The sequence below is a fragment of the Sphingomonas sp. Leaf230 genome, from assembly GCF_001421745.1.
Taxonomy (GTDB): domain Bacteria; phylum Pseudomonadota; class Alphaproteobacteria; order Sphingomonadales; family Sphingomonadaceae; genus Sphingomonas.
Genome location: NZ_LMKW01000009.1, coordinates 592,404 through 618,321, shown reverse-complemented (window position 1 = coordinate 618,321; position 25,918 = coordinate 592,404). Strand labels below are relative to the sequence as shown.

General features: G+C 65.6%; 19 protein-coding genes. 6 read left to right on the top strand and 13 right to left on the bottom strand.

Features of this window, described 5'->3' with window-relative positions; all coding sequences use genetic code 11:
* Window positions 1–209: 209 nt before the first annotated feature.
* The 4 genes from ASE82_RS11970 to ASE82_RS11955 are packed head-to-tail and all read right to left on the bottom strand — an operon-like array spanning window position 210 to window position 5,049.
* On the bottom strand, window positions 210–599 hold the full coding sequence (locus ASE82_RS11970) for a ribonuclease HI family protein (RefSeq protein ID WP_056063278.1): 390 nt from the start codon (window positions 597–599) through the stop codon (window positions 210–212).
* Entirely contained in the window at window positions 599–1,831 is a 1,233-nt protein-coding gene (locus tag ASE82_RS11965) for a YihY/virulence factor BrkB family protein (protein WP_235524679.1), read from the bottom strand. Before ASE82_RS11965 ends, ASE82_RS11970 begins: the two co-directional genes overlap by 1 nt.
* Window positions 1,832–1,855: 24 nt before the next feature.
* Window positions 1,856–4,354 (bottom strand): ABC transporter permease, encoded by a 2,499-nt coding sequence (locus ASE82_RS11960; RefSeq protein ID WP_056063274.1) that lies wholly within the window; start codon window positions 4,352–4,354, stop codon window positions 1,856–1,858.
* Window positions 4,351–5,049 (bottom strand): ABC transporter ATP-binding protein, encoded by a 699-nt coding sequence (locus ASE82_RS11955; protein WP_056063272.1) that lies wholly within the window; start codon window positions 5,047–5,049, stop codon window positions 4,351–4,353. The genes ASE82_RS11960 and ASE82_RS11955 overlap by 4 nt, the downstream gene beginning before the upstream one ends.
* 25 nt (window positions 5,050–5,074) lie before the next feature.
* Here ASE82_RS11955 and ASE82_RS11950 point away from each other — a divergent pair, with 25 nt between their 5' ends.
* Window positions 5,075–5,788 carry an arylesterase gene (locus ASE82_RS11950; protein WP_056063487.1) on the top strand — a complete coding sequence of 238 codons (714 nt, stop codon included), beginning with the start codon at window positions 5,075–5,077 and terminating at the stop codon, window positions 5,786–5,788.
* 112 nt (window positions 5,789–5,900) lie between these two features.
* Window positions 5,901–6,635 carry a Crp/Fnr family transcriptional regulator gene (locus ASE82_RS11945; RefSeq protein ID WP_056063270.1) on the top strand — a complete coding sequence of 245 codons (735 nt, stop codon included), beginning with the start codon at window positions 5,901–5,903 and terminating at the stop codon, window positions 6,633–6,635.
* 144 nt (window positions 6,636–6,779) lie between these two features.
* Here ASE82_RS11945 and ASE82_RS11940 read toward each other — a convergent pair whose 3' ends face one another.
* From ASE82_RS11940 to ASE82_RS11930, 3 genes are all read right to left on the bottom strand, one after another.
* Window positions 6,780–7,115, bottom strand: coding sequence for a hypothetical protein (locus ASE82_RS11940; protein ID WP_056063484.1), 336 nt, complete (start codon window positions 7,113–7,115; stop codon window positions 6,780–6,782).
* A 101-nt stretch (window positions 7,116–7,216) separates the two neighbouring features.
* On the bottom strand, window positions 7,217–8,044 hold the full coding sequence (locus ASE82_RS11935) for a transglutaminase-like domain-containing protein (protein ID WP_056063267.1): 828 nt from the start codon (window positions 8,042–8,044) through the stop codon (window positions 7,217–7,219).
* A gap of 14 nt (window positions 8,045–8,058) precedes the next feature.
* Window positions 8,059–8,976, bottom strand: coding sequence for a transglutaminase family protein (locus tag ASE82_RS11930; RefSeq protein ID WP_056063264.1), 918 nt, complete (start codon window positions 8,974–8,976; stop codon window positions 8,059–8,061).
* Between the two features lie 16 nt (window positions 8,977–8,992).
* On the opposite strand from ASE82_RS11930, the gene ASE82_RS11925 reads away from it, so the two are divergent.
* From ASE82_RS11925 to ASE82_RS11915, 3 genes are all read left to right on the top strand, one after another.
* Window positions 8,993–9,775 (top strand): N-formylglutamate amidohydrolase, encoded by a 783-nt coding sequence (locus ASE82_RS11925; protein WP_056063261.1) that lies wholly within the window; start codon window positions 8,993–8,995, stop codon window positions 9,773–9,775.
* An 86-nt stretch (window positions 9,776–9,861) separates the two neighbouring features.
* Window positions 9,862–12,756, top strand: coding sequence for a PAS domain-containing protein (locus ASE82_RS11920; RefSeq protein ID WP_082441459.1), 2,895 nt, complete (start codon window positions 9,862–9,864; stop codon window positions 12,754–12,756).
* Between the two features lie 213 nt (window positions 12,757–12,969).
* Window positions 12,970–15,132: a TonB-dependent receptor gene (locus ASE82_RS11915; protein ID WP_056063258.1), complete on the top strand. Its 2,163-nt coding sequence runs from the start codon at window positions 12,970–12,972 to the stop codon at window positions 15,130–15,132.
* Between the two features lie 47 nt (window positions 15,133–15,179).
* Here ASE82_RS11915 and ASE82_RS11910 read toward each other — a convergent pair whose 3' ends face one another.
* From ASE82_RS11910 to glgX, 5 genes are read right to left on the bottom strand one after another with little or no spacing between them, the layout of a single operon-like run.
* Window positions 15,180–15,386, bottom strand: a complete 207-nt coding sequence (locus tag ASE82_RS11910) for a TOBE domain-containing protein (protein WP_056063255.1) — start codon at window positions 15,384–15,386, stop codon at window positions 15,180–15,182.
* Between the two features lie 41 nt (window positions 15,387–15,427).
* Window positions 15,428–17,878: a malto-oligosyltrehalose synthase gene (gene treY, locus ASE82_RS11905; protein WP_056063252.1), complete on the bottom strand. Its 2,451-nt coding sequence runs from the start codon at window positions 17,876–17,878 to the stop codon at window positions 15,428–15,430.
* Complete coding sequence (gene malQ / locus ASE82_RS11900) at window positions 17,875–19,851, bottom strand: 4-alpha-glucanotransferase (RefSeq protein WP_056063249.1); 1,977 nt, start codon at window positions 19,849–19,851, stop codon at window positions 17,875–17,877. The genes treY and malQ overlap by 4 nt, the downstream gene beginning before the upstream one ends.
* On the bottom strand, window positions 19,848–21,554 hold the full coding sequence (gene treZ / locus ASE82_RS11895; RefSeq protein ID WP_056063247.1) for a malto-oligosyltrehalose trehalohydrolase: 1,707 nt from the start codon (window positions 21,552–21,554) through the stop codon (window positions 19,848–19,850). Before treZ ends, malQ begins: the two co-directional genes overlap by 4 nt.
* Entirely contained in the window at window positions 21,551–23,653 is a 2,103-nt protein-coding gene (gene glgX / locus ASE82_RS11890; RefSeq protein ID WP_056063244.1) for a glycogen debranching protein GlgX, read from the bottom strand. The genes treZ and glgX overlap by 4 nt, the downstream gene beginning before the upstream one ends.
* Before the next feature lie 186 nt (window positions 23,654–23,839).
* Between glgX and ASE82_RS11885 the strand changes: the two genes are divergently transcribed.
* Complete coding sequence (locus ASE82_RS11885; RefSeq protein WP_056063240.1) at window positions 23,840–24,943, top strand: NADH:flavin oxidoreductase/NADH oxidase; 1,104 nt, start codon at window positions 23,840–23,842, stop codon at window positions 24,941–24,943.
* A 140-nt stretch (window positions 24,944–25,083) separates the two neighbouring features.
* Here the strand turns inward: ASE82_RS11885 and ASE82_RS11880 are convergent, their stop codons facing one another.
* On the bottom strand, window positions 25,084–25,887 hold the full coding sequence (locus tag ASE82_RS11880; protein WP_056063238.1) for an SDR family NAD(P)-dependent oxidoreductase: 804 nt from the start codon (window positions 25,885–25,887) through the stop codon (window positions 25,084–25,086).
* Between the last annotated feature and the right edge of the window lie 31 nt (window positions 25,888–25,918).

Genomic DNA, 25,918 nt, shown 5'->3' with positions numbered 1-25,918 from the left:
GACAAAAATACCGACACTCGCATAACCTCCCTCTCGGAAAGCTTGGAGCATCTGGTTTTTTGCGACCGCACCAACCAGACCGTGTGGCCGTTCGCTGCGGTGACACCCCTCTAGGGCCACCTCACAAACCCGTCAAACGCTATTTTACAGTTTGAGGTCAGTTTTCGGAAAAACCAATGTCGTGCGCCTGAGCAAGCCCTCCGTCGACCTTAGCGAGGATGCAGCCGGGCGAGCGCAATGCCGGCAAGGTTCTGGGCTCGACCGATATGCCGGATACGGACGCGGTCAAAACGTTCGGCGAGTTCCGCGAACCTATTACGGTGCACTTCCAAGCCTGCCGAACGGCACCGCGCCTTACCGCTGGCTTGCGTCACGACCAGGGTAGAATCGCCTAGCAGCGTGATGTCGCGATCGCCTTCTAGTTGAGCGATCTCCAACGCATGGATCGCGGCTAGCCATTCGGCGTCGCTGTTTGTGCCCTCACCCAGATCGTGCCGGTAGTGGGTAACGCCTTTGCGGACGACAGCACATTCGATCGGGCCAGGGTTTGGCCGGGATCCGCCATCGAAGAACAGCTTGGTCGACTGCCCGTATGTCATCAGGTCTTCACTCGCACCTTCGTCGTCGCTTTACTCGATGGGTTACGCTTCCTGTGTGCCAGCGCGGCGCCGATCGCGATCATGCCAAGGCCAGCGACTGGCGAACCACGACGGATCGACCGCAGACCGCCCAGCGCCAGAAGCGACGCGGGCAAGCCTGCATGCACGCCACTCAGATGGGCTACGGCCAAGACCCCTGCCCTGTCCGGCTCCTCAGGCTGAACGACTGGCTTCGAGGCCATGTCTGTTGCAACCGTGTCAGCGACGGTCGCGCCTCGCGTTCCCATCGGGGTGGCCCCGCCGGTCGTCGAATCGCTCGTCGTCTGGTGTTCGAGTTCCGAATTCAGCTCTGCGCCGAGCAGGAAGACGTAGGCCGACAGCCATAGCCACGTCAGCAGCACGATGACCGCGCTCAGCGATCCATAGGTTGCGCCATAATTGCCGAAGCGCGACACGTAGATGCCGAACCCAATCGTCGCACCAAGCCAGATTACGGTTGCGGCCAGCGAGCCCGGGGTCAGCCACATCCACTTCGCCTTGTGACGGTTGGGGCCGAACCGATACAAGCATGCCGCCGCTGTAACGCCCAGCGAAGCGAGCACGCCGTAACTTACGAGGCGGATCGCCAGGAGCAGGATCTTTGGCGCGCCGGGTATCAGGCTATCGAGCAGCGCGAACGCCGCGGTCGAGAGGGCGGCGACCAAGGCGAGCATCACGGCACCACCGGTGATCGCAAAAGCGAGGAGGTTCAGTGTTATGAACCCACGCGTTTCCTTCTCTTCATAGGCGATGTTGAGCGCGGTGACGATCGACGATGCGCCCTTCGTGCCGCCGTACAAGGCGATGCCCAGCGCGATGACGAGGCCGAAACCCTTCTTGCCTTCCGACGTATTGACGACGGTCGCAAGCTGGTCGCCGATTACCCTTGCCGCATCTTCGGGGAGGACGTTGAACAGCGCGCGGATGTTCGCGACCACCGTCGCGGTGTCGGCGACCAGACCGTAGATCAGTACCACCGACGCAAGTAGCGGAACGATCGCGGCGAACCCGTAGAACGCGGTACCCGCCGCGATCAGACCGATATTGTCGTCGTTCCCTTCGGCCCAGGTACGCTTCAGGACTTTCCACCATTCGCGTGCCGACATCGACCAGGGGCTGGTGGCCTCATGCTCGGGTCGTGTTTCGTTCGTGTTCAGCGTCTTGCCCCCTAGTGCCGGTACCCTGCGCCTCAACGCCGCGCGGACGCAAACGTGCCGTCAGAGTTGCCGCAACGCCTGCGCCGGCCGCGCGCCGAGAATGGGCCAAGCACCGATCAGGCCGATCACCATCGTCAACCCCGCCCCGCCGAGCAACGTTGCCAAGACGGTCGTATAATCGGGGCGCCATTCGAAACTGAAGAGCCGCGTCACGACATACCAGGCACCACCGAGCCCGAGCAGCAAAGCGAGTACCGACAGCACGATACTGAGGAACGCGTATTCGAGCGCCTGCACCGCCAGCACCTGCCGCCGGGTCGCGCCAAGCGTGCGCAGGATGACACCGTCATAGGTGCGCGCCTCTCGCGCCGCGGCGATCGCGCCGATCAGGACCGCGATCCCGGCGAGGATCGCCACCGACGCCGCGGCGGTGATCGCCGTCGCCATCTGCGAGACGATGTCGCGGACTTGGCCCAGCACGCCGCGAACCTCGATCACCGAGACCGACGGAAAGCGCGGCAGCAACGCGCGCATCACGGGCGCTTCCTGCCCCGGCGCGAGATCGATCGTCGCCGCCAGATTATGCGGCGCGTCCTCGATCGCATTGGGCGAGAACACCATCACGAAATTGAAGCCGAGCGTATCCCAGCTAATCCGGCGGAACGAGGCGATATGCGCAGTCCGCTCTACGCCGAGCAAGGTGTAGGTGAGCGGATCACCGATCTTGAGGTCGAGCACCTTGGCCAGTCGCTCGTCGATCGAGACCAGCGGCCGCCCCTTATAGTCATGCGGCCACCACCGACCGGCAGTGAGTTCGCTGCCCTGGGGCAAGGTCGCGGCATAGGTCAGCCCGCGCTCGCCACGCAACGCCCAAGCGCCGTCGGGCAGCGTCTTGAGATCGGCCACGCGCGTCGTGCCGTATCCGGTGATCGTCCCGCGCATCGCCGGCACGGTGCGGATGACCGGGTGGATCGCCACGCCTTCGATGGTTCGCCGGAACTCGGCCTCGCGATCGGGCGGAACGTCCAAGGCGAACAGCGCCGGCGCGCGCTTGGGTACGGTAAGCGCGATGTTCGCGTCGATACTGGTGCGGATGCCGGCGAGCAGGACGAATAGCGTCAGGCCGAGCCCGAGTGCCACCACCAATGTGCCGGTCCGCGCGCCGGGGCGGTGGAGACCGGCGATGGCGAGGCGGAGCAACGGCTTGCGCGAGCGGGGAAGCGCGGCGGCGATCCGGCGTACGGCCCAGCCGAACCCCGCCAGCACCAGCAAGACGCCGGCCACCGCCGCGAGGAAGCCTGCGCTGAAGCCCGGCTGGTCCGCGGTCGACAGCGCTAGCGCGACGATAGCGGCTCCTGCACCAAGGACCCAGGGCAAGGTCCGGCGTAACGGGACGGACCGATTGCCGAACACACCGCGCAGCAGCCCGGCTGCGGGAATGCTGCCCGCCTCGATCAGGGGAGGCGCGGTGAAGGCTAGCGCGATCAGCATGCCGTATGCGGCGGCGAGGGCGAGCGGCGCGAACTGAAGCGAGAATTGCGGCGCGACCGGCAGGACGTCGCCTGCCAGCCACACGATCAGCGGCACTGTGGCGGCGCCTGCAACCAGACCGGCGACGATCCCCATCGCGGCGACGACGGCGACTTCGAGGAGGTAAATCTTCGCGATGAGGCCGGACGTCGCACCGAGAACCTTCAGCGCCGCGATGCTGCTGCGGCGGGCGGCCAGATAGGAGGACACGCCGTTGCCGACGCCGATCCCGGCGATGACCAACGCGGACAGTCCGACCAGCAGCAGGAACTGCCCCATGCGATCGACGAAGCGTTCGGCACCGGGCGCGGCACGGTCGCGAGTCTTGGTTTCCCAGCCGCCGGTCGGGAATGCCGCCTTGAACCGATCGACCGCGGTCGTCGGCGAGGCGCCGGGCGAAAGGCGCACCCGGTATTTGCTCTCGTACAGGCTGCCGGGCTGAACCAGGCCGGTGCGCGCGATGCCCGCCATCGAGACGATCGCGACGGGACCGAGCGTAAAGCCCTCGCCGAGGCGGTCGGGTTCGTTCGCGATCACGCCAGCGACGATGAAGTCGGCGATCCCTAGCCGTACGCGCGCGCCGCGGCCGACGCCGAGCCGCTGTGCCAGGGCCGGGACGATCAATATCGCCTTGGGATCGTCGACCTTCGCGACCGATCCACCCTGTACGGCCAGCGTCCCGTAAAGCGGGTAGACCGCGTCGACGCCCTTGAGTTGGACCGGCACGCTGTTGGTGCCGCGGATCGCGGTCGCCTGCATCCTGACGGTCTCGGAAACCGTGCCGAGCCGGGCCATCGCCGCGCGTTCGTCAGCCGTGGCGGCGCGCTGCGACGTGCCGAACTCGACGTCGCCGCCGAGGATCGCGCTGCCGCGGGCCGCAAGCTCGCCGTCGATCGATTGCGTCAGGCTGCCGATCGCCGCCAGCGCGCCGACGCCCAGGAACAGGCATGCCAGCAGAAGCCGCAACCCGCGAAACCGAAGATCGAGTTCGCGACGGGCAAGCCGCCACGCCAGCCGCCATTCGCTCACCGCAAGCGATCCGCGGCGATCCGGCCGTCGGCGAGTTCGACGATGCGATCGCAACGCGCGGCGAGTACGGGATCGTGCGTGATGATGATCAACGTGGCGCCGGTCGCAGCGCGGCGATCGAACAGCAGGTCCATGACCGATGCACCGGTGGCGGCGTCTAGGTTGCCGGTCGGTTCGTCGCCGAAGACGAGCGCGGGCCGCGGACCGAGTGCGCGGGCGATCGCCACGCGCTGCTGCTCGCCGCCGGATAGTTGCGTGGGGTAATGGCCGATCCGGTGCGAGAGGCCGACTGCGGCGAGTTCCACCTCCGCGCGCTCGAATGCGTCGGTCATCCCCGCCAGTTCCATCGGCACGGCGACGTTCTCGAGCGCGGTCATCGTCGGGAGAAGGTGGAAGGCCTGGAGGACGATGCCGATCCGTCCACGCCGCGCGCGCGCCAGGGCATCCTCGTCGAGCTTGCCGAAATCGAGCCCGGCCACCTGGACCCGGCCGCTGGTAGCGCGCTCCAGTCCTGACAGCACCGCCATCAGCGACGACTTGCCCGACCCGGAAGGCCCGAGCAGTGCGACGCTGGTCCCTTGGGCGATGTCGAGATCGATGCCCTTGAGGATCGTCGTCGCGGCGGTCGATGCGCCGAGTGTCAGCGTGACATCGCGCGCCGAGATCACCATATCGGCGGAAGCAGGTTCGGACATGGAGACCAATATCTTGGAGAAACGGATGCGACGCTGGCCTCTTTATGGGGGCGGACTGGCGCTTCTCCAAGCGGGGTTGCTGGCCGGCTGCGATCGGACACCCGAAGTCCCTGCCCCGCCGCCTGCAACAAACGCAGTTTCGCCCGTAATTACGACACCGGCGCCGCAGGGTCCCGAGCGCCTGATCCTGGCATTCGGGGACAGCCTGTATGCCGGCTACGGCCTCGACCGCGGTCAGAGCCTGCCCGATGCCTTGCAGAACCGGTTGCGCAAGGACGGGATCAACGCGACGATCGTCAATGCAGGCGTCTCGGGCGATACCAGCGCGGCGGGCCGACAGCGGTTCGCGTTTGCGCTCGACAACCTGAAGCGAAAGCCTGACCTGATCCTGCTGGGCCTTGGCGGCAATGATGTTCTACGGCAGATTTCCCCGGCCGAAACGCGCGCCAACATGACGGCGATGATGGACGAGGCGAAGCGTCGGGGTATCCCGGTGATGCTAACCGGGATGATGGCGCCGCCCAATCTGGGTCCGGAGTATTCTTCCCAGTTCAATGGGATATGGACCGACTTGGCGAAGGCCTATCATGCGACGCTGTACCCGTTCATCCTGGATGGCGTCATCGGTGACGCCGCACTGATGCAGGCGGATCACGTTCATCCCAACCGGACCGGCGTCGACCGGATCACCGCCCGCGTTGCGCCGCTGGTGGAAAGCGCGTTAGGACGATCGCAATGACGGCATTGCATCGTCATCAATAGACTTACGAAGGATCGCGCGATTTACGACGCGCGGTACGACAATTTGGCGGCGGGACGGCAACAGCCGCGCGCAAGGAAAAGGGTAAAGCATGCAATTGAGCGGTTTGATCGCACGACTGGGGCGGCATCTCGATCTCACCGACGCCGAACGCGAGGCGATCCTGCACGCCGAACGCGGCGAGCGGCGGCTGCGCGCGGGCGACGTGCTGGTTGCGGAGGGTGGCGAAAGCCACGCACTGTACGTCGTGCGGCAGGGGTGGCTGCACTCCTCGACCAAGCTGGTCACCGGCGGGCGCCAGATTCTGCGCTTCCACTATGCGGGCGACCTGATCGGAACGTCCAGCATGGCATGGTCGCAGGCAGCGGCAACGCTGACCGCGATTTCGGACTGCATCGTGATCGATTTGCCGAAGACCGAACTCGGGCTGCTGTTCCGCGCGCAACCGCGCATCGCCGGGCTGCTCTATGCGATCGCCGCGGCCGAGAACGTTGCGATGAGCGACCGGCTGACGACGATCGGGCGGATGGGGGCGAGCGAGCGGCTGTCGACGCTACTTCTCGACATCATGGCGCGGCTGCGCGTGACGGCGGGGGGGATCGTCGATTCCTTCGACCTGCCGCTGACGCAGACCGATATCGGCGATGCGCTCGGGCTGACCAAGGTGCATGTGAACCGGACGATCCGCGCGCTGGAGAAGGCAGGCGTGATCGAGCGGAACGGGCGGCGGGTCCGGATCGTCGACGAAGCGGCGCTGGTCGCGGCGACCGGGTTTACAGACCGCTACGGCGAGATCGAGACCGCGTGGTTGCCGCCCGCGGTCTGAGGCATCGCCTATAATCCGTCATCCTGACGAAAGTCAGGATCCAGAGCCATGATGGGCAGCGCCTGTTACTCTGGATCCTGACTTTCGTCAGGATGACGGAACGAAATCAGGCGAATAGCGCTCCGCAGGCGCCCTCGAAGACTTTTACGACCGATCGACGACGAACAGCGTGACGCGGTCGTACTTGATATCGCCGGGGTTGAAGATCGCGTCGGGGACGAACGGACGATCGGTCACCTCGATATCCTTCAGCCCGGCGAGCTTGAACGTCCCGAGCTTGATCTCCTTGGGCGGCTGGCCGTCGCGCTCGAGCGTCACCGCATCGACGAACACATCGTCATGCTTAGTGTACAGGATGTGCGGCGCGAGCGTGCAGACCATCCGGTTGTAGGTCGCGGTGATGCACTTGCGCAACGCGATGGCCTGGAGGAGCAGCGCGTTCGCGTTGTTCGGCGCGGAGGTGTCTGGGGTCGAAGTCATGTTGTGCATCGCAGCATAAGTTTGAGGATCGGTGCCGTTAGGCCGAACGCGACCTTACCCACAAGGGTTAAGTTTTCGCGACCGCCGCTTCACCTGCGCTTTTACCCGCTCGGCTGGTCGTCGGCAAAGACTTCGTCGGTATGCACGTCGAACCTGACCAACTGCGCACGACCGAACGTCGTCGTCAGCGCGGTGTCGGTCGCATCGCGGCCCCGCGCCATCAGGATGCGACCGATCCGCGGGCGATTGTGGCGCGCGTCGAACGTATGCCACGTGCCGCCGAGATACACGTCGAACCATGCCGAAAAATCCATCGGCGCGTCGACCGGCGGGATGCCGATATCGCCGAGGTACCCGGTGCAATAGCGCGCAGGGATGTTCATGCACCGGCACAGCGTGATCGCGAAGTGGGCGAAGTCGCGGCATACGCCCTGGCGCTCCTGATGAACGTCCCACGCGGTCTTCGTCGGGCGGGCATAATGATAGCCGAACTCGACATGGCTATGGACGAAGTCGACGACCGCCTGAACCCGCTGCCACCCGGCGGGGACATGGCCGAACAGCGACCAGGCGGTCTCGGTCAGCCGGTCGGTCTCGCAATAGCGGCTGCCGAGCAGGTAGATCAGGATGTCGTCGGGCAAATCCTCGACCGGATGCTGGACCGCATCCGGCGTGAACGGATCGGGCGCGCCGCTGTCCTCGATCGTGAAGTCGCACGACAGCGTCAGGCCGCCCTTCGGCACCGTGACGCGCGTGCAGACGTTTCCGAACGCGTCGAGATAGTCGTAGGTCGGCACGTCGGGGGTCGCGACGATCCGGTGCGGCGTCACGAGATCCTTGTTGCGGGACGGATGCAGGCTCAGCATCGCCATCATCGGCGTCGCGACCTCGGTCTCGAAAACTATGTCGTAGCCAGTCCGGATCAGCATGGAAGAGCCCCTTTTCACGCCTGTTTTAAAGTTTGTGCCGAGTGTTGCCCCGCAGCGTCGGCATCATCGAGCGTGATGTCGACCGACACGGTCATATCGAGAAAGCTGCCGGGAAAGCCGCTCCAGGTGCCGGAGATCGGCACGGCCTGGTAGATATCGCGCGCGACCGCGACGCGGACGAGCCCGCGGTTGCCGACGATGCCATTGGTCGGATCGAACTCGACCCAGCCCGATCCCGGCAGGTACACGCGGACCCAGGCATGCGTGTTGCCGCCGCCGGTCCGCTGCTCGCGCGCGCTGGGGTTGTAGACGTAGCCCGAGATGAACCGCGCCGCGAAGCCGAGTGCGCGGACCGCCTCGATCATCAGCACGGCATAATCGCGACACGTCCCCTTGCGCGTCGCGAGCGTCTCGATCGGCGACTGCGTGCCCTTTTCCGGTCGCGGGACATAGGTGAACTCGCGCCGGATCGTCGCGGTCATGTCCGACAGCATCGCCAGCGTGTCGGTCGGCCCGTCGGTCCGCACGAAGCGCCGTGCCCAGCTGTCGATCTGGCGCAGCGGATCGTGATGCTGACGCTCGATCGAACGAAGCAGGTCGGGCATCTCCTCCGACGAGTAGGTGAACGGATAGAGCCGTGCGTACCGTTCGATATCGACGTTCTGCAGTTCGGCCGGCGTGTGCAGCAACTGCACGCGGCTGTCGAAGACGAGCTCCTTCGCGCGCTTGTCGAACGTCGCGATCGCAACCGAATTGCCGAACACGTCCTGCAGCCAGCGGACGTCCGAAGGCTCTGGACTGATCGTCAGCTGCGCATTGATCAAATGCTGGTCAAAACTCTCGCGCGGGCGAACCATGATCCGATGCTCGCCAAACGCTACCGGATGGCGGTAGGAGTATCGGGTTACATGAGAGAGAGTTAGAGATGGCATCGAGGATCCGTGTCGCATGAAGACCGCTATCAGCCAATCGCTGCTTGGGACCGAAGATGCCGCACCGGTCACATTGGTCAACCCCGAAGGTGCGTCATCGTTCCTGCTGATCGGCGATCACGCGGGGAAAGCCGTGCCGGCCGCGCTCGGCTCCCTGGGGTTGAGCGATGCCGAACTGTCGCGGCACATCGGCTGGGACATCGGCATCGCCGAGCTTGGCCAGATGTTGGCCGAGCGGCTCGACGCGGTCTTCCTCCGCCAGACCTATTCGAGGCTGGTGATCGACTGCAACCGGAGCGCACAGCAGCCCGATGCGATCGCGGCCGTCAGCGACGGGACCATGGTGCCCGGCAACCAGGCGCTGTCGGACGCCGACGTCGCGGCGCGGTTCGCCGAGATCCATGAGCCTTATCAGGCAGCGATCGCCGCCGAACTCGCGCGCCGCGATGCGCTGGGGATCACGACGACACTCGTCGCGCTGCACAGCTTCACGCCGTCGATGCGCGGCGTCGAACGGCCGTGGCAGATCGGTATCCTGCATGACGGCGGCGATACCGGGTTCGCGCACGCCCTGCTCGGCGTCCTGCGCGACGAGCCCGACCTGACCGTGGGGGACAACGAACCCTACCGCATGGACCAGATCGACTACACCATTCCGCGCCACGCCTACCCCGCCCGCCCCTATGCCGAGATCGAGATCCGGCAGGATCTGTTGGGCTCGACGGAGGACTGTGCGGCCTGGGCCGATCGCCTTGCACGGGTGTTGCCGGCAGCGCTCGAACGGACCGCCACGATCTGAGCCGAACCGCGGATCGGTTTTACCGTTGGTGCGTTTGCTCGCCGGCCTTGGTTGCGTAAGGCGCGCCCTCAGACGTTCGAGATACGATGCAGCGACCGACGACCCAGCCTGATAGCGGCAACCCGGCGCAGGAGCGTTACGATGCGCTGTTCGAAGCGATCGACGCGGGGTTCTGCATCATCGAGGTGATGTTTGATGGCGACCATGCGGTCGATTACCGCTTCGTGGAGGTCAATTCCCAGTTCGAAAGCCAGACCGGGCTGCTCGATGTGGTCGGCCGGACGGCGGGCGAACTCGTCCCTGATCTCGAGCGCTTCTGGTTCGACGCCTATGGCAAGGTCGCGCTGACCGGCGAGCCAGCGCGGTTCGATCATGGTTCGGACGCGATGGACCGGTGGTTCGACGTCCACGCCTTTCCGGTCGGTTCCGGGACGCCGCGCCTCGTCGCCGTTCTGTTCACCGACGTATCCGCGTACCGTCGCGCAGCTATCGCGACGCAGGAAAGCGAGGAACGGCTCAATCAGGCGCTCGCGGCCGGCAACGGCATCGGCACATGGGACTGGGACATTCCGAACGACCGGGTGAAGGCCAACGAACGCTTCTCGCGACTATACGGCGTTCCGGAGGAACTCGGTCGCAAAGGCGCGCCGCTCGAACGGTTCTTTGGTGGCATTCATCCCGACGATCTTCCAGCTACCCGCGCGGCCATCGCCGATGCGCTCGAAACCGGTGGCGACTTCAGTGCAGAATACCGCCTCGTCCAACCCGGCGGCGCGATCCGCTGGGTCGCCGCGCAGGGCCGCTGCCGGCTTGCCTCGGATGGCACGCCGCTGCGCTTCCCCGGCGTCAGCTTCGACATCACCGAACGCAAACAGGCAGATCTCCGACAGAGCGCCCTGCTGCAATTGAGCGACGCGATCCGCGACCTCACCGATCCCGACGAGATCGCCTACGCGGCATCGGCGATCCTGGGTGCCGCGCTACAGGTCAGCCGGGTCGGCTACGGCGTGATTGACAAGACGCGCGAGACGATCCGGGTCGAGCGCGACTGGAACGCACCGGGCATCGTCACGCTCGCGGGCACGCTCAAGTTTCGCGACTATGGCTCCTATATCGAGGATCTGAAGGCGGGCCGCACCGTCGCCATCGCCGACGTCGCCCACGATCCCCGAACCGCCGATCTTGCCGACGCGTTGCGGGGGATCAGCGCGGCATCGTTCGTCAACATGCCGCTGGTGGAGCAGGATAATTTCGTCGCGCTGATCTATGCCAACCACGCCGCGCCGCGCGTGTGGAGCGACGACGACCAGTTGCTGATGCGCGAAGTCGCTGAACGCGTCCGCGCCGCCACCGAGCGCCTGCGCGCCGAGGGTGCGCGACGCGCGAGCGAGGAACAGTTCCGGGTGTTCGCCGAGGCCGTGCCCAACCAGATCTGGGCGGCGCGACCCGATGGCTACCTCTATTGGTTCAACCAGCAGGTCTATGCGTATAACGGGCTCGCCCCCGGCGAACTCGACGGCGTCGAGGTGTGGGGCGGGCTGTTGCATCCCGACGATGTTGCCTTGGCAGCCGAGCGCTGGAGCACTTCGTTGGCGACCGGCGCCCCCTATTCGGTGGAGTTCCGGGTACGAGCCGCGGATGGCGAATATCGCTGGTTCCTGGTCCGCGCCGAACCGGTGCGCGGCGATGACGGCACGATCCTGCGCTGGGTCGGCACCAATACCGATATCGACGATAGCCGCCGCCAGACAGCGCAACTCGCCCAGTGGAACGAGACGCTAGAGGAACAGGTCGCCGAACGCACCCGCGAACTGATGCAGGCCGAAGAGGCGCTGCGACAAAGCCAGAAGATGGAAGCCGTAGGTCAGCTCACCGGAGGGATCGCGCATGATTTCAACAATTTGCTGACCGGGATTACCGGCAGCTTGGAACTGCTCGGAATCCGTATCGCGCAAGGCCGGCTGAACGATGTCGAACGCTATTCGCTGGCCGCGCAAGGTGCCGCGAAACGTGCGGCGGCACTAACGCACCGGTTGCTCGCCTTCTCACGGCGACAGACGCTCGATCCCAAGCCGACCGACGTCAACCGGCTGGTCGGGGGGATCGAGGATATGGTCCGGCGCACGGTAGGTCCCGAAGTCGAGGTTGAGGTCGTCGCCTCGGTTGGGCTTTGGGCGACCCTGGTCGATCCCCACCAGCTGGAAAACGCGCTGCTCAACCTGTGCATCAATGCGCGCGATGCGATGCCGGGTGGCGGGCGACTGACGATCGAGACCGCCAATCGCTGGATTGACGCCAGGACGGCCCGCGAGCGCGAACTCGATGCCGGACAATATGTGTCGCTGTGCGTATCCGATACCGGCACGGGAATGACCCCGGAGGTGATCGCCAAGGCGTTCGATCCGTTCTTCACGACCAAGCCACTCGGGCTCGGCACGGGCCTCGGCCTGTCGATGATCTACGGCTTCGCCCGGCAATCCGGCGGGCATGTCCGGATCTATTCCGAGGTGGGCGAAGGTACCAACGTCTGCATCTACCTTCCACGGCATTTCGGTGAAGCCGAGGATACCGAGACCGTCACCGAACATACCGAAGCGCCCCGTGCGAACGCGGGCGAGACAGTGCTGGTGGTCGACGACGAACCGACTGTTCGAATGCTGGTGATGGAGGTGCTCGAGGAGCTAGGCTACGCGGCGATCGAAGCGGCGGACGGGGCATCCGGGCTGAAGCTGTTGCAATCCGACATCCGCATCGACCTGCTGGTCACCGACGTCGGTCTTCCCGGCGGGATGAATGGCCGGCAGATGGCGGACGCGGCGCGTGTCGGTCGTCCCGATCTGAAGATCCTCTTTATTACCGGCTATGCCGAGAATGCGGTCGTCGGTAACGGGCATCTCGATCCCGGCATGCATGTCATGACCAAGCCGTTCGCGATGGAGGCGTTGGCCACGCGCATCAAGGATTTGATCGTCGCGGGATGATGGGGCGGGGTGTGGAGGCGGATCCTCCCCACTCCGTCATCCTGACTTCGTCAGGATGACGGCGGATGTTTTGATCCCCCGGAGAACGTCAAACCATGTTGCATCGCGGTAACAGTCGCGACGCCATTCGCGTTCATGGCAATATTGTCACTTGATATGATGTATCATCAAATCTACCCGCAGCGTCGTACAGGGACGACACAAGGGAATTTCATGAAGACGATGCTGTTCGGCGCCACCGCCCTGGCTGCGCTCCTCTCCTCGCAGGCGCATGCGCAAACCGCCGCCACGGATGCTCCGGCCCCTGCCCCCGCACCGACGTCGGTCGGTTCGACCAACCAGCGCGACATCATCGTCACCGCACCGATCCAGACCAGCGAGCGCGACGTGCTTCAAGGCACGACCGTCCTCACCGGCCAGGAACTCACGCGCCAGTTGCGGCCGTCGATCGGCGAGACTCTCGCCCGCCAGCCCGGCGTATCGGCATCGTCGTTCGGCCCGAGCGCCTCACGTCCTATCCTCCGCGGCTTTCAGGGCGACCGCATCCGCGTGCTGACCGACGGGATCGGCTCGATCGACGTCTCGAACACCTCGGTCGACCACGCCGTCATCATCGACCCGCTGCTCGCCGAGCGCATCGAAATCCTCCGCGGCCCCAGCGCGCTGCTCTATGGCACGTCGGCAGTAGGCGGCGTCGTCAACGTCATCGACACGCGCATCCCGCGCACCGTGCCCGAGAACGGCTACCGCGTGAACGGCATCGCGAATTACGGTTCGGCCGCCAACGAGCGCTCCGGCGGCATGGCCGGCGACGTCGCGGTCGGCCAGCACCTCGTGCTGCATGCGGACGGCTCGTACCTGAAGTCGGGCGACCTGCGCACCGGTGGCTACATCCTTTCGCGCGATGCCCGCGCCCAGGCGCAGGCCACCGCCGCTCTCCCCGTCGATCCCAACGAAGCCGACCCGATCGACTATGCCGCCTCGGCGCGGTTGAAGGGCAAGCTCCCCAACACGCAGGCCGAGACGTGGACGGCGGGTGCCGGCGCATCGATCATCACCGACAACGGTAATCTCGGCATCTCATACAGCCATTACGACAGCCTCTACGGCGTGCCGATCCGCTACGCCACGCAACCCGGCCAGGAGCAGGAAGCGCCACGCCTCGACGTCGTCCAGAACCGTGTCGACCTGCGCGGCGAGATCGACACCGGCGGCGATTTCATCAGCAAGATCCGTGTCCGCGCCGGCCAGGCGAGCTATCGCCACTTCGAGCTGGAGGAGGACAATTCCGTCGGAACCGCCTTCTATAACAAGGGCCTCGAAGGTCGTCTCGAAGTCGTCCAGGCGAACCGCGGCGGCTGGCAGGGCGCATCGGGCGTGCAGTTCTACAACCGCATCTTCAACGTGGTCGGCGAAGAAGCCTTCCTGCCGAAGAACGAGACCAACCAGACCGGCCTCTTCACGCTCCAGCAATACGAGTCCGGCAAGTTCCACGCAGAGGGTGGCGTCCGTTACGAGATCACCGATCTCGCCGCGCGCACGCCCGAGGACGACCTGCGCTTCTTCCGCGGCAGCCAAAGCTATCACTCGGTCTCGGGCTCGCTCGGTGCCTCCTATGCGCTGACCGACAGCATCCGCGTCGGCCTGAACGGCTCGCGGACCGAGCGCGCGCCGTCGGCCGAGGAACTGTTCGCGAACGGTGCGCATGCCGGTACGCAGGCGTACGAACTCGGCAATCCGAACTTCCGGCTCGAGAAGTCATGGGGCTTGGAGGGCACGCTGCACGCACACGGCGACGGTTTCAGCTTCGACGCATCGGCCTATTACAACTGGTTCTCGAACTACATCTCGGAGAACCAGGTCGCGTCGACCGTCTGCCAGGCTGCCGCCGATCCCTCGGGCCGCACCGTCGACCTGCCCTGCTTCCAGTACCAGCAGGCCGATGCGCGCTATTACGGGTTCGAGGCGGATGCATCGGTGAAGGTCGCGCAGATCGGCGGCTATGCGGTCAACGCCGACGTGCTTGGCGATTACGTCCACGCCAACATCGTCGACCAGGGCCCCGTCCCGCGCATCCCGCCGATGCGCGTACTCGGCGGGATCGAGGCGCAGGGCGACCGGATCAACGGCCGCGTCGAGGTCGAGCACGTGTTCGACCAGAACCGCATCGCCGCGTTCGAGACGAAGACCAACGAGTACACGATGGTCAACGCCTCGATCGGTCTCAGCCCGTTCGGCAAGGATTCGAAGACGACGTTGCTGCTGAGCGCGAACAATCTGTTCGACGTGAACGCACGGCGCGCAACGAGCTTCCTGAAGGACTTCGCACCGCTCGCCGGCCGCGATTTCCGCGCGACGTTGCGCTTCGGTCTGTAACATCTACCGGCCGTTCCCGCATCGAAACGGGAACGGCCGGGACCGGATCACTTCCCGATCAGGACGTCACTCGCCTTGATCAGGACGGTGACCGTGTCGCCGGTCGCGAGTGCGAGGTCGGCGATCGCTTCTTCAGTGATGTTGGCGGTGACGACATTGCCGCCACCGATGTCGACCTTGATCGAACCGTTGACCGCACCCGGCGTGATCGAGACGATGGTGCCGGAAATCTGATTGCGTGCGCTGATCTTCATCGTTCTGTTCCTTCTGAAACCGTTTCCCGGCAGCGCATTGGTCACGCCGCCAGCGCTGGATCCGATGCCATGAGTTCGACCCGCACGCCATCCTCGCCGAGCAGGTCGAGGATCCGCTCGCCAGACGATAACGCGGTATCGCCCCACCAGTCGGCCGCCGTCATCCCATCGAGATGGCGCTCCGCACACCGCAATGCGATGACGCAGCGGAGCGTCGCGCCCTCATGCTCCCGCTGGAACGCCATGACATGGTCGCGGCGCGGCCCGATGACGGCGATCGGCGCGTAGCTCCCGTTCGAGAACAGCACAGGATGCTTCCGCCGAAGGGCCAGCAGATGCTTGATCGACCGCAGCTTGAGCGCATCGCCGGCCGGCAGTATATCGCGCAGGACGGCATAATCGACCGGACGCCGGTTATCCGGATCGACCATGCTCAAATCGGCGATCTCGGTCCCCTGATACAGATCCGGCACGCCCGGCACGGTATAGCGCAATGCAACCTGCGCGAGGCTGTTCTGGTCTGCGGCGGGCGCGATCCGATCGACGAATGCCGTCATGTCCTCAAGAAAGTCCGTCGACCTTTCGGGATCCAGTAACGCCCGCGCGAGCTCGTGACAGCGGGTCTCGTACGCCTCGGCCGGCGCCTCCCAGGACGACCGGAGCTTTGCTTCGCGCAACGCCTTTTCCTGCCACGCGACGATCCGCTCGGCATAGTCCGAAAGGCCCTCGGCGTCCGATGCTTTGAGGTCTATCGGCCATACGCCGAACAGGGTCTGGAGCAGCATATAGGTGTCGGCGGGATCAACGCCATTCGCATACTGTGCAGCGAGTTCGAGCCAATGCTCCACACGCGAACGCCAAAGATCGGGGACTTCGCTCAGCACAGCGAGACGCGCGCGAACGTCCTCACCACGCTTGTGGTCGTGCGTCGCGGTGGCAAGCATGGCGGACGGCCAGTCGCGGGCACGCTCGATCATCGCGGCGTGGAATGCATCGATATCGAGCGACATCCGCGCGGCGTCGAACCCGACGTCGTTGCGGGAAAGCAGGCGGCCATAGCGGTAGAACGCGGTGTCCTCGACCGCCTTCGCCGCGATCGGCGCGGAGAGTTGCTGGAATTTGCGCACCGCTTCGGCGGCGAGTGCCACGTCGCCTGGCCCCTCGCCTGCCAACCAACCCAGGATCCGGTCGACGACCGCGCCTTCACCGGGCGGGACGAACTCCGCAACCCGCTGGCGGACAGTGTCGCGGATCCTGGCGTCTGCGAGCGGCGCCGCTTCGCCCGTTCCATAGGTCCGATACACCGGGAAGACCCAGAGCAGCCGCTCGATCGCGCGGTGGAGCATGCCCCTCGTCAGTCCATCGCAGTCGGGTGTCGAGCGGGCCAGCGCCACGAACGCCTCGACGCAGCGGCGGTGCTGCGCATCGAACTGCCACGCGAGCAGTTCCTGTCGCGCGCGCAGTTCCTCGGGCGCGAAGTCGGCGGAGCGGCCGCTTATGTCGGCCCAGAGTTCAGCGAGCGGTTCTGCCCCGGCGGGCGCGTGGAGCAAGGCGGTGACCTGCTCCATAAAGTCGTACCCGCTGGTGCCGTCGACGCTCCAGTCGGGGCTGAGCGGTTCGCCGTCGGCGAGGATCTTCTCGATGACGAGATACGCCGGGCCGGACGGCGCGTCGGCGGGGCGCTCGATCGCGTCGAGCCTTGCGCGCAAGGTGCGGCAATAGCCGGCGGGGTCGGTCAGGCCATCGACATGATCGACGCGGACGCCGTCGATCAGTCCTTCGGCGTATAGACGGAAATAGAGAGCGTGCGTGGCGTCGAACACGATGGGGTCTTCGGCACGGAAGCCGGCGAGGTCGTTGATCGTGAAGAACCGCCGCCAGTTGAGTTCGTCGTTCGCCACGCGCCATGAGGCGAGGCGGTAGTGCTGGCGGTCGATCAGCGCGGCTATGTCGTCCGTCGCTGCGGTCGTTTGGTCCTCGTCGCGGATCGGCAGGCGGTGTTCGCCATATGCTTCGAGGACGTAGCGGCCGTCGGCCTGCTCGACCTTCAGCGCGCCGCTGGCCAGCGTCTCGGCGAGCGGATCGCCGAGGATCGGAAGAACGAGCTTCTCGCGCCAGTCGATGTCGAAGTAGCGTGCGAATTCGCTGTCTTCACCATGTGTTAGAACGTCGTTCCACCACGTGTTCTCACCTCCGGCAACGCCCATGTGGTTCGGAACGATGTCGATGATGACGCCCATGTCTCGCGCGCGAAGAGCGGCGACAAGGCTTCGAAAGGCGTCCTCGCCGCCAAGTTCGGGATTGATCCGAGTCGGATCGACGACGTCGTAGCCGTGGGTGGACCCGCTGCGGGCGGTCGTGATCGGCGAGGCGTAGAGGTGGCTGATCCCGAGCTCGTCGAGATACGGGACCAGCGCTTCGGCGTCGGCGAAGGTGAAGTCCTTGTGGAACTGGAAGCGGTAGGTCGCGCGGGGCGTGGTGGGGGCGGTCATGCGGATCTCGTGACGTTGAGCGTGACGATGCGGGTGGCGACTTCGGGGCGGGCGAGCAGCGCCTCGGTCGTGTCGGGCATGCGGCGGCGCCAGTTGGGGTGTTCGTCGATCGTGCCGGGGAGGTTGGGTTGCTCGACCAGTCCGGCGAGGTCTTCGATCGGGATGATGGCAAGCGCGCAAGGCGTGCCGGCGACGTGCACGATCGCTGCGTCGACGACCGGGTCGGTGTCTTCGGGGGTGGGCTGTTCGGTGCCAGTGTCGAATGCGGACCAGAGCGCGACGCGGTCTTCGGCGCGAGCGGCGAGGTCTGAAGATTTGTCGGCAGCTTCAGACTTGCGTCCGAGGTCCCAGGTCCAGTCGATATCGCGACCGCTCCACCAGCCGGCGACGGTGGCTAGGTCGTGGGTGCCGGTCATCGCGACCGCGTCGGGCGACCACTGCGCCGGGGGAACGAAGCCATCCGCGTCACGCTCGAACCAGAGGACGCGCATGCCGAGCATGGCGCGCGTGTCCATCGCCTCGCGAAAACCGACGGGGACGGTGCCGAGGTCTTCGCCGATGACGATCGCCCTCGCCCGCTGTGACTCCATCGCGACGATCCGCATCAGGTCGTCAAACGACATATCGAGATACGCGCCCTCCGCGGCGGATGCGCCCTCGGGAACGACCCAGAGGCGGCGGAGGCCGAACGCGTGGTCGATGCGGATGCCGCCGGCGTGTGCGAGCGCTGCGCGGATGGTTGCGATGAAGGGAGCGAAGGCGTTTTCGCGCAGCGCTTGCGGATCGAACCCGGTAATGCCCCAGCTTTGCCCGTCGGGACCGAGCGGATCGGGCGGCGCGCCGATCGAGAGGCCGGTGAGCAAGTCGCTGCGCCGGCTCCAGCCGTGGCTGCCGCCGGGGTCCATGCCGACGGCGAGATCGGCGATGAGGCCGATCGCCATGCCGGAATCCGTGGCAGCGGCCTGCGCGGCGTCGAGGTCGCGGCGGGCAAGCCATTGAAGGAAGATGTAGAACGTGACGTCGTCCGCATGCTCCGCGACGAAGCGGCGGACGGTAGGGCTGGCGGGATCGTGATACTCGGCCGGCCATTGCTGCCAGCCGCGTGCACCGGTGATCGCGAAGAAATGCGCATGGAGAGCGTCGAACTCGGCATGGCGTTCGAGGTCGTTGCCGCCTTGCCCCCTGAACGCCGTCAGAGTTTCTTCGACCTTTACGAGCGTTTGGTCGAAGCTCTTGCGTAGTCGCGCGAGCTTTTCGGGGATCGCGGCGTGCCAGTCGATCAGTTCGGGAAAGTCGCGGCTGTCGGACTTTGCGCCGAATGCCGCCGGGTCACCGTACAGCCCGTTGAGGAATTGCCGGCTCGAGGGTGCGTAGGGGCTGTATCGGCTGGGGTCGGCGGGGAACAGCGCGTGGGTGGGGCTGATCGCGAGGGCATCGGCACCGCAGTGGCCGAACGCTCGGGCGGCATTGGCTAGCGAACCGAAGTCGCCGAACGCCTCCGGCACGTCGGTGCGAAGGCTTGGGATCTGGACGGCGGGCGCCCAGAGTTTGCGGCCCGGTAGCGCGTCGGCGATCGTGTAGCAGCGGCGCGGCGCAACGAGAATGTCGATGACTTCGCCATTGATTTCAAGCTTGTGGTAGCCGCTCTTATTTATGGGACTTAACTCGCCGTTATCGACTGTGACGGAGCGGGTCGTACCGTCTTCGAACGTAAGCTCGGCTTTGCCTGATACCTTCAATGTCAGCCGGATCGAGTCTCCCCCATCGACGGACAAGAAACGGACGCTCTGCGCGTTTCGCGCTTCGATCGCGGCTAGGCTGTCGGCGATCTGCTTTTCGCTGCCGGACGGATGGCCGAGACGATCCAGGATCGCCTGCAACGCGCGGTCCGCGACGGTCTGGCGACGACCCGCTGCGTCCTGCCATTCGGGTTGCAGGCCGGCCGCGACAGCGAGTGTTCGGAGGCTGCTCATCGATCCAGCCAGACTGCCACGCTGGCAGCCTCACCGAGTTTGCCATCGGCGAAGATCGGCGAAGCCTCTAGTGGAGGAAAATCAACGATGTCATCGCCGAGGTTGAGCGCAATTGTCAGGATTGCGCCGTCACCCATTTTCCAGCGCGCAACGACCGCCCCCTCGCCGATCGCCTCGGCGCCGATTGCGGTCGTGTCGCGCAGACGGGGGATGATCTCCTCGTGGCGGATCTTGAGCAGGGTGCGGTACAGGTCCTGCCACGCCGCCGCATCGGGGCCGGGTTGCGCGCGCGATCGGTGGAACGTCGCATGTGCGTTCGGATCGGGGATCGCCTCGCGGGCTTCGGGGTCGGCGAAGGCGGCGAACTTGGCGAATTCCTTGCGGCGGCCTTCGCGCACCGCGTCGGCTAGCTCGTCGTGGAAATCGGTAAAGAACAGGAACGGGCTCTCGCTGCCGTGCGCGTCGCCCATGAACAGTAACGGGATCTGCGGGCCCAACAGCAGCAGCGCGGTGGCCGCACGAAGCTTCTGGCGGTCGGCGAGCAGCGTCAGGCGCTCGCCCATCGCGCGGTTGCCGATCTGGTCGTGGTTCTGGAGGAACGCAACGAACGCGGTCGGTGACAAGTGTGCACTGGACTTGCCGCGCGGCTTGCCGTCTTGGTTTGGCGACGCTTCCCCCTGATAGATGAAGCCTTCGCCCAAGCAGCGCGCAAGGCGTTCGGCGGGGTGGTCGGCGAAGTCGGCGTAATAGGCGCTCGTCTCGCCGGTGAGGAGGACGTGGAGGACGTTGTGGAAGTCGTCGTTCCACTGCGCGTCGAACGCGGCGGGATGGAGCCGGTCGGCGTCGTTGCCTTCGTTCTCGAGGACGAGATGGACGTGGCGGCCGGCGGTCTTCTCGCGCAATTCGGCGGCCATCGCGTCGAGGAAAGCGTCGTTCTCGATTGCATGAACCGCATCGAAGCGGAGGCCATCGAAGCGGTACTCGTTCAGCCACATCAGCGCGCTATCAACGAAATAGCGGTGCACCGGCGCTTGGTCGACCGCGACCGCACCACCCCAGGGAGTGTCGACTTCGGGGTGGAAGAAGCCCTTCGCATAGGCGCCGAGGTAGTTTCCGTCGGGTCCGAAGTGATTGTAGACCACGTCGAGGAACACGACGAGGCCGAGTTCGTGGGCGCGGTCGACCAACGCTTTCAGCTCGTCGGGGGTGCCGTAGTTTTCAGCGGGGGCGTAGGGGAGCACGCCGTCATAGCCCCAGTTGCGGGTGCCGCCGAACGCGTTGACGGGCATGAGTTCGATTCCCGTGATGCCGAGTTCGGCGATCGCCGGAAGGTGGTCCGCGACGCCTGCGAAGCCGCCCAGCGTGCCGACATGGACCTCCTGGATGACCATCTCTTCCCACGGTCGGCCGCGCCAGGCGGGGGTCCGCCACGTATAGACTTCCGGATCGACGACGACGCTCCAGCCGTGCACGCCGCCGGACTGCCCGCGCGAGGCGGGGTCGGGGACCGCGAGGTCGTCGGTCAGGCGGAACCTGTACCGCGTCCCTGCCCCCGCCGACGCTGTCGCGCTGAACCAGCCTTCCGGTTCGCGGGTCATGGGGACCGCGTCGCCATCGGCCAACTCAAGCGTTACCGCGTCGCGATCCGGCGCCCAGAGGCGGAAGTTCGTTCCGTCGGCGGCAAGCGTCGGCCCCCAAGTCATGCTGCTTCGATCGTCCAGGAGAGCAACGCCGCGCCCTGCGGGGGAAGCTCGTAGCTGTTCTTGATCGGCGTTGCGCCTTGCTCGGGCTTGCTGCTGTCGATCAGGACGGTGCGCTCGACCTCCTCGGGCGGCGGCATGTGGAAGGTCAACGGGCCTTCCGACGCGTTGAGCAACAGCGAGATCACCTGCACCTCGCCCGAGTCACGCTCGCAGGCGCGGCGCATTACCAGCGCGCGGCCGTTGGTGTTCTCCCAATCTTCCGACGTGAGCTGCTGGCCGCGCTCGTCCCACCATTCGATGTCCTTGAGGCCTTCCGCGGGCGTGTCCTCGCCGTAGAGGAAATTTCCGGCGCGGAGCATGGGGTAGTCGCGGCGAAGGGCGATGAGGCGGGCGGTGAAGTCGATCAGCGCATCGCCCTCAGGGGACTTGGCCTTGTTCCAGTCGAGCCAGCTGATCTCGTTGTCCTGGCAATAGGCGTTGTTGTTGCCGTTCTGCGTGCGGCCGAACTCGTCGCCCGCGACCAGCATCGGCGTGCCGAGCGACGAAAACAACGTGGTCAGCATCGAGCGCATGACGCGGGCACGGGTCTCGAGGATGTCAGGGTCCTCGGTCGGACCTTCGACGCCCCAGTTGCGCGAGCAGTTGTTCGAGTGGCCGTCGTTATTGTCTTCGCCGTTCGCCTCGTTGTGGCGCTCCTCGTAGGCGACGGTGTCGGCGAGCGTGTAGCCGTCATGCGCGCCGAGCAGGTTGACGCTCGCCCAGGGGCGGCGCGCCCGGCGGTCGAACAGGTCGGCCGAGCCCGTCAGGCGGGCGGCGAGATCGGCCCGCTGCGCGTGGTCGCCGCGCCAGAATTTCCGCACGGTGTCGCGGTATTTGTCGTTCCACTCGGCGAAACCGGGGGGGAAGTTGCCGAGCTGATAGCCGCCGGGGCCGATGTCCCATGGCTCGGTGATCAGCTTCAGCCTGCCGAGCACCGGATCCTGGCGGAGCACGTCGAAGAAACCTGCGCCGGGATCGAAACCGGTGTCCGTCCGGCCGAGCGTCAGGCCGAGATCGAAGCGGAAGCCGTCGATGCCGAAGCTGGTCGCCCAGTAGCGGAGCGAATCTGCGACCATCTGGATCACGCGGGCCTTGGTGAGGTTCAGCGTGTTGCCGGTGCCGGTGTCGTTGATCGAATAGCGCGGGTCGTCCTTGACGAGGCGGTAGTAGCTGGCGTTGTCGAGCCCGCGCCAGGAGAGCGTCGGGCCCTGCTCCGAGCCTTCGCAGGTGTGGTTGTAGACGACGTCGAGAATGACCTCGATCCCGGCCGCGTGGAGGCGGCGGATCGAGCGGCGGAGTTCGTTATGGCTGTCGGTGGCGAAGAACGAGCGTTCGGGCGTGAAGAAATTGAGGGTGTTGTAGCCCCAGTAATTGCGCAGGCCCTTTTCCTGGAGAAAGCGGTCCTGGATGTAGGTGTGGATCGGCAGCAGCTCGATCGCGGTGACGCCGAGGCGCTTGAGGTGATCGATGACCTTGGGGTTGCCGAGCGCCGCGAACGTGCCCCGCTCGGAGGGCTGGACCTCCTCGAACAGCTTGGTCAAGCCCTTGGTATGCGCCTCGTAGATCACCGTCTCGGACCAGGGCGTGTTCGGGCGCACGTCGCGCGACCAGTCGAAATGGCTGTCGGTCACGACGCCCTTCGGCATCGTCAGGGAGTTGTCGCGGCGATCGAAGCTCAGGTCGGCGCGCGGCGACTTGACCTGATAGCCGTACATCGCGTCGGTCCAGCGGAGTTCGCCGATCATCTGCTTGGCGTAGGGGTCAAGCAGCAGCTTGTTCGGGTTGAACCGGTGCCCCTCCTCCGGCGCGTACCGACCATGCGCGCGGTAGCCATAGACGAGGCCGGGCTGGGCGTCGGGAAGGTAGCCGTGCCAGACCTCGTCGGTCCATTCGGGGAGCGCATACCGCTTCAGTTCGCGCCGACCCGTCTCGTCATAGACGCAGAGCTCGATCTTCTCGGCATTGGCGGAATAGACCGCGAAGTTGACGCCAAGGCCGTCAAACGACGCGCCGAGGGGATAGGCCGAGCCGGCGTCGAGCGTGTCGGGCAGTAGATGCAATGCGAAGACCCTTTTCGTGCGTATCGTCTCGCTACAGGCGCGAGTTTATCGCGGTGCAGCATTCCTTGGCGTGAAACCCGCTCGCGGCTTCCTATGTTCCGCACAACGTGGCGAGTTTTCGCCGCATCCTTCCAGGTATCAAGGGGCCATCATGCGCATTCCTTCCACTCTCCGGCTGATCCTCGCATGAGCGGCCCGAAGCTGTTCGAGCCGCTTACGGTCGGCAATCTGACGCTCGCGAACCGCATCGTGATCGCGCCGATGTGCCAGTATTCGGCGGTCAATGGCTGCATGAACGACTGGCACCAGATCCATCTGGGACAGCTGGCACTGTCGGGCGCGGCATTGTTGACGATCGAGGCGAGTGCGGTGCTGCCGGAAGGGCGGATCACCTACGGCGACGTGGGACTGTACGACGATGCGACCGAGGCGGCGATGGCGGGCGTGATCGAGAGCGTGCGGCGCTGGTCCGACATGCCGATCGCGATCCAGCTTGCACATGCCGGGCGGAAAGCGTCATGCGAGGTGCCGTGGAAGGGCGGGCTCCAGATCGCGCCGGGCGAGCCGAACGGGTGGCAGACCGAGGCGCCGTCGGCCGTGTCGTTCCTGCCCGAGGAGAACGACCCGGTCGCGCTCAACCGTGAGGGGCTGGCGAAGGTGCGCGATGCGTTCGTCGCCGCGACGGTGCGCGCCGCACGGCTCGGGATCGACGTGGTGCAATTGCACGGCGCGCATGGCTATCTGCTGCACGAGTTCCTGTCGCCGCTGTCGAACCGGCGTGAGGACGAGTATGGCGGCAGTCTCGAGAACCGGATGCGGTTTCCGCTTGAAGTGTTCGATGCGGTCCGCGCTGCGTTTCCGGCCGATCGGGCGGTGACGATGCGCGTGTCGGGCACGGACTGGGTCGAGGGCGGCTGGGATTCGGAGCAGACCGTGGCGTTCGCGAAGGCCCTGGAGGCACGGGGGTGCAGCGCGATCCACGTATCGAGCGGCGGCAATTCGCCGGCGCAGCAGATCCCGGTCGGGCCGAGCTATCAGGTGCCGCTGGCGCGAGCGGTGAAGCAGGCGGTGTCGATCCCGGTCGTCGCGGTCGGGCTGATAACCGATTACGAGCAGGCCGAGGCGATTATCGGAACGGGCGATGCGGACATGATCGCGTTGGCTCGGACGATCCTGTATGATCCGCGCTGGCCCTGGCATGCAGCGGCGCATCTGGGGGGCAAGGTAAAGGCGCCGAAGCAGTATCTGCGGTCGCAACCGCGGCAGTTTAAGGATTTGTTCGAGGGGTAGGCTTCCAAAGGGTAAGATTGAGAGCGGCCCGCCCCGCCACTTTCCCGTTCCCCCGCGGAGGCGGGGGTGCAGGGTTACGCACGGTATCGCCTGAGATCCTGGGTCCCCGCCTCCGCGGGGGAACAGGTTTGATCTTCGTGTTACCCAGCCACCGTCATTACCGAGCCGGAGTCCACGCGGATATCCGCGCCGGTGATAAAGCTCGCGCGCTCCGAGCACAGGAACAGGATCGCCGACGCCACCTCGTCCGCCTTGCCGCGGCGCTTGAGGGTCATGCCGGGGCGTTCTTCCTCCAGGAACGTCTCGATCGCCTCGTCGAAGCTCATGCCCTTCTCGTCGGCGCGCTTCTGCATCATCTTGTCGGTCATCGGCGTCGCGATGAACGCGGGCGACACGGTGTTCACCAGCACGTTGTCGCAGCCATACGCCTTCGACAGCCCCTTCGACAGGCTGGAGATCCCAGCCTTCGACGCGCAATAAGCGAGCTCGTCGACATAGGGTTGCACTGCGTCCTCGGAGCTCATCAGCACGATGCGACCCCATTTCGCGGCGCGCATCGCCGGGATCGCCTCGCGGCAGACACGGACCGCGCCCATCAGGTTGATGTTCAGCGTCGAGTGCCAGCCTTCATCGTCAACCTCAAGGAAGTCGCCGGTCGCGCCGGTCACGCCCGCGCAGTTGACGAGGATATCCGGATCGCCGAGCTGGTCGCGGACCTTGGCGAAGAGCGTCTTGACGTCGTCGAGCCTGGTCACGTCCGCCTCGACCGCGATCACTTCGCCGAGCGCCTTCAGATCCTCGACGCTCTTGGTTAGATCGCCGCCGGGCTGGTCGGTGATTGCAACGCGGACGCCCTCTTGCAACAGCATCCGGGCGGTCTCCTTGCCCATGCCGCTGTCGGCGCCGGTGACGAGTGCGATCTTGCCTGCGATATCGAGATTCATGGCGTATTCCTCAAAGTGTCGGAAAGCGTAA

Bases quoted from the DNA above. Each gene is read 5' to 3' on its own strand.
- ASE82_RS11970 (WP_056063278.1), bottom strand. From the start codon at position 599: ATGACATACGGGCAGTCGACCAAGCTGTTCTTCGATGGCGGATCCCGG.
- ASE82_RS11955 (WP_056063272.1), bottom strand. From the start codon at position 5,049: ATGTCCGAACCTGCTTCCGCCGATATGGTGATCTCGGCGCGCGATGTC.
- ASE82_RS11950 (WP_056063487.1), top strand. From the start codon at position 5,075: ATGCGACGCTGGCCTCTTTATGGGGGCGGACTGGCGCTTCTCCAAGCG.
- ASE82_RS11945 (WP_056063270.1), top strand. From the start codon at position 5,901: ATGCAATTGAGCGGTTTGATCGCACGACTGGGGCGGCATCTCGATCTC.
- ASE82_RS11940 (WP_056063484.1), bottom strand. From the start codon at position 7,115: ATGACTTCGACCCCAGACACCTCCGCGCCGAACAACGCGAACGCGCTG.
- ASE82_RS11935 (WP_056063267.1), bottom strand. From the start codon at position 8,044: ATGCTGATCCGGACTGGCTACGACATAGTTTTCGAGACCGAGGTCGCG.
- ASE82_RS11930 (WP_056063264.1), bottom strand. From the start codon at position 8,976: ATGCCATCTCTAACTCTCTCTCATGTAACCCGATACTCCTACCGCCAT.
- ASE82_RS11925 (WP_056063261.1), top strand. From the start codon at position 8,993: ATGAAGACCGCTATCAGCCAATCGCTGCTTGGGACCGAAGATGCCGCA.
- ASE82_RS11920 (WP_082441459.1), top strand. From the start codon at position 9,862: ATGCAGCGACCGACGACCCAGCCTGATAGCGGCAACCCGGCGCAGGAG.
- ASE82_RS11915 (WP_056063258.1), top strand. From the start codon at position 12,970: ATGAAGACGATGCTGTTCGGCGCCACCGCCCTGGCTGCGCTCCTCTCC.
- ASE82_RS11910 (WP_056063255.1), bottom strand. From the start codon at position 15,386: ATGAAGATCAGCGCACGCAATCAGATTTCCGGCACCATCGTCTCGATC.
- treY (WP_056063252.1), bottom strand. From the start codon at position 17,878: ATGACCGCCCCCACCACGCCCCGCGCGACCTACCGCTTCCAGTTCCAC.
- malQ (WP_056063249.1), bottom strand. From the start codon at position 19,851: ATGAGCAGCCTCCGAACACTCGCTGTCGCGGCCGGCCTGCAACCCGAA.
- treZ (WP_056063247.1), bottom strand. From the start codon at position 21,554: ATGACTTGGGGGCCGACGCTTGCCGCCGACGGAACGAACTTCCGCCTC.
- ASE82_RS11885 (WP_056063240.1), top strand. From the start codon at position 23,840: ATGAGCGGCCCGAAGCTGTTCGAGCCGCTTACGGTCGGCAATCTGACG.
- ASE82_RS11880 (WP_056063238.1), bottom strand. From the start codon at position 25,887: ATGAATCTCGATATCGCAGGCAAGATCGCACTCGTCACCGGCGCCGAC.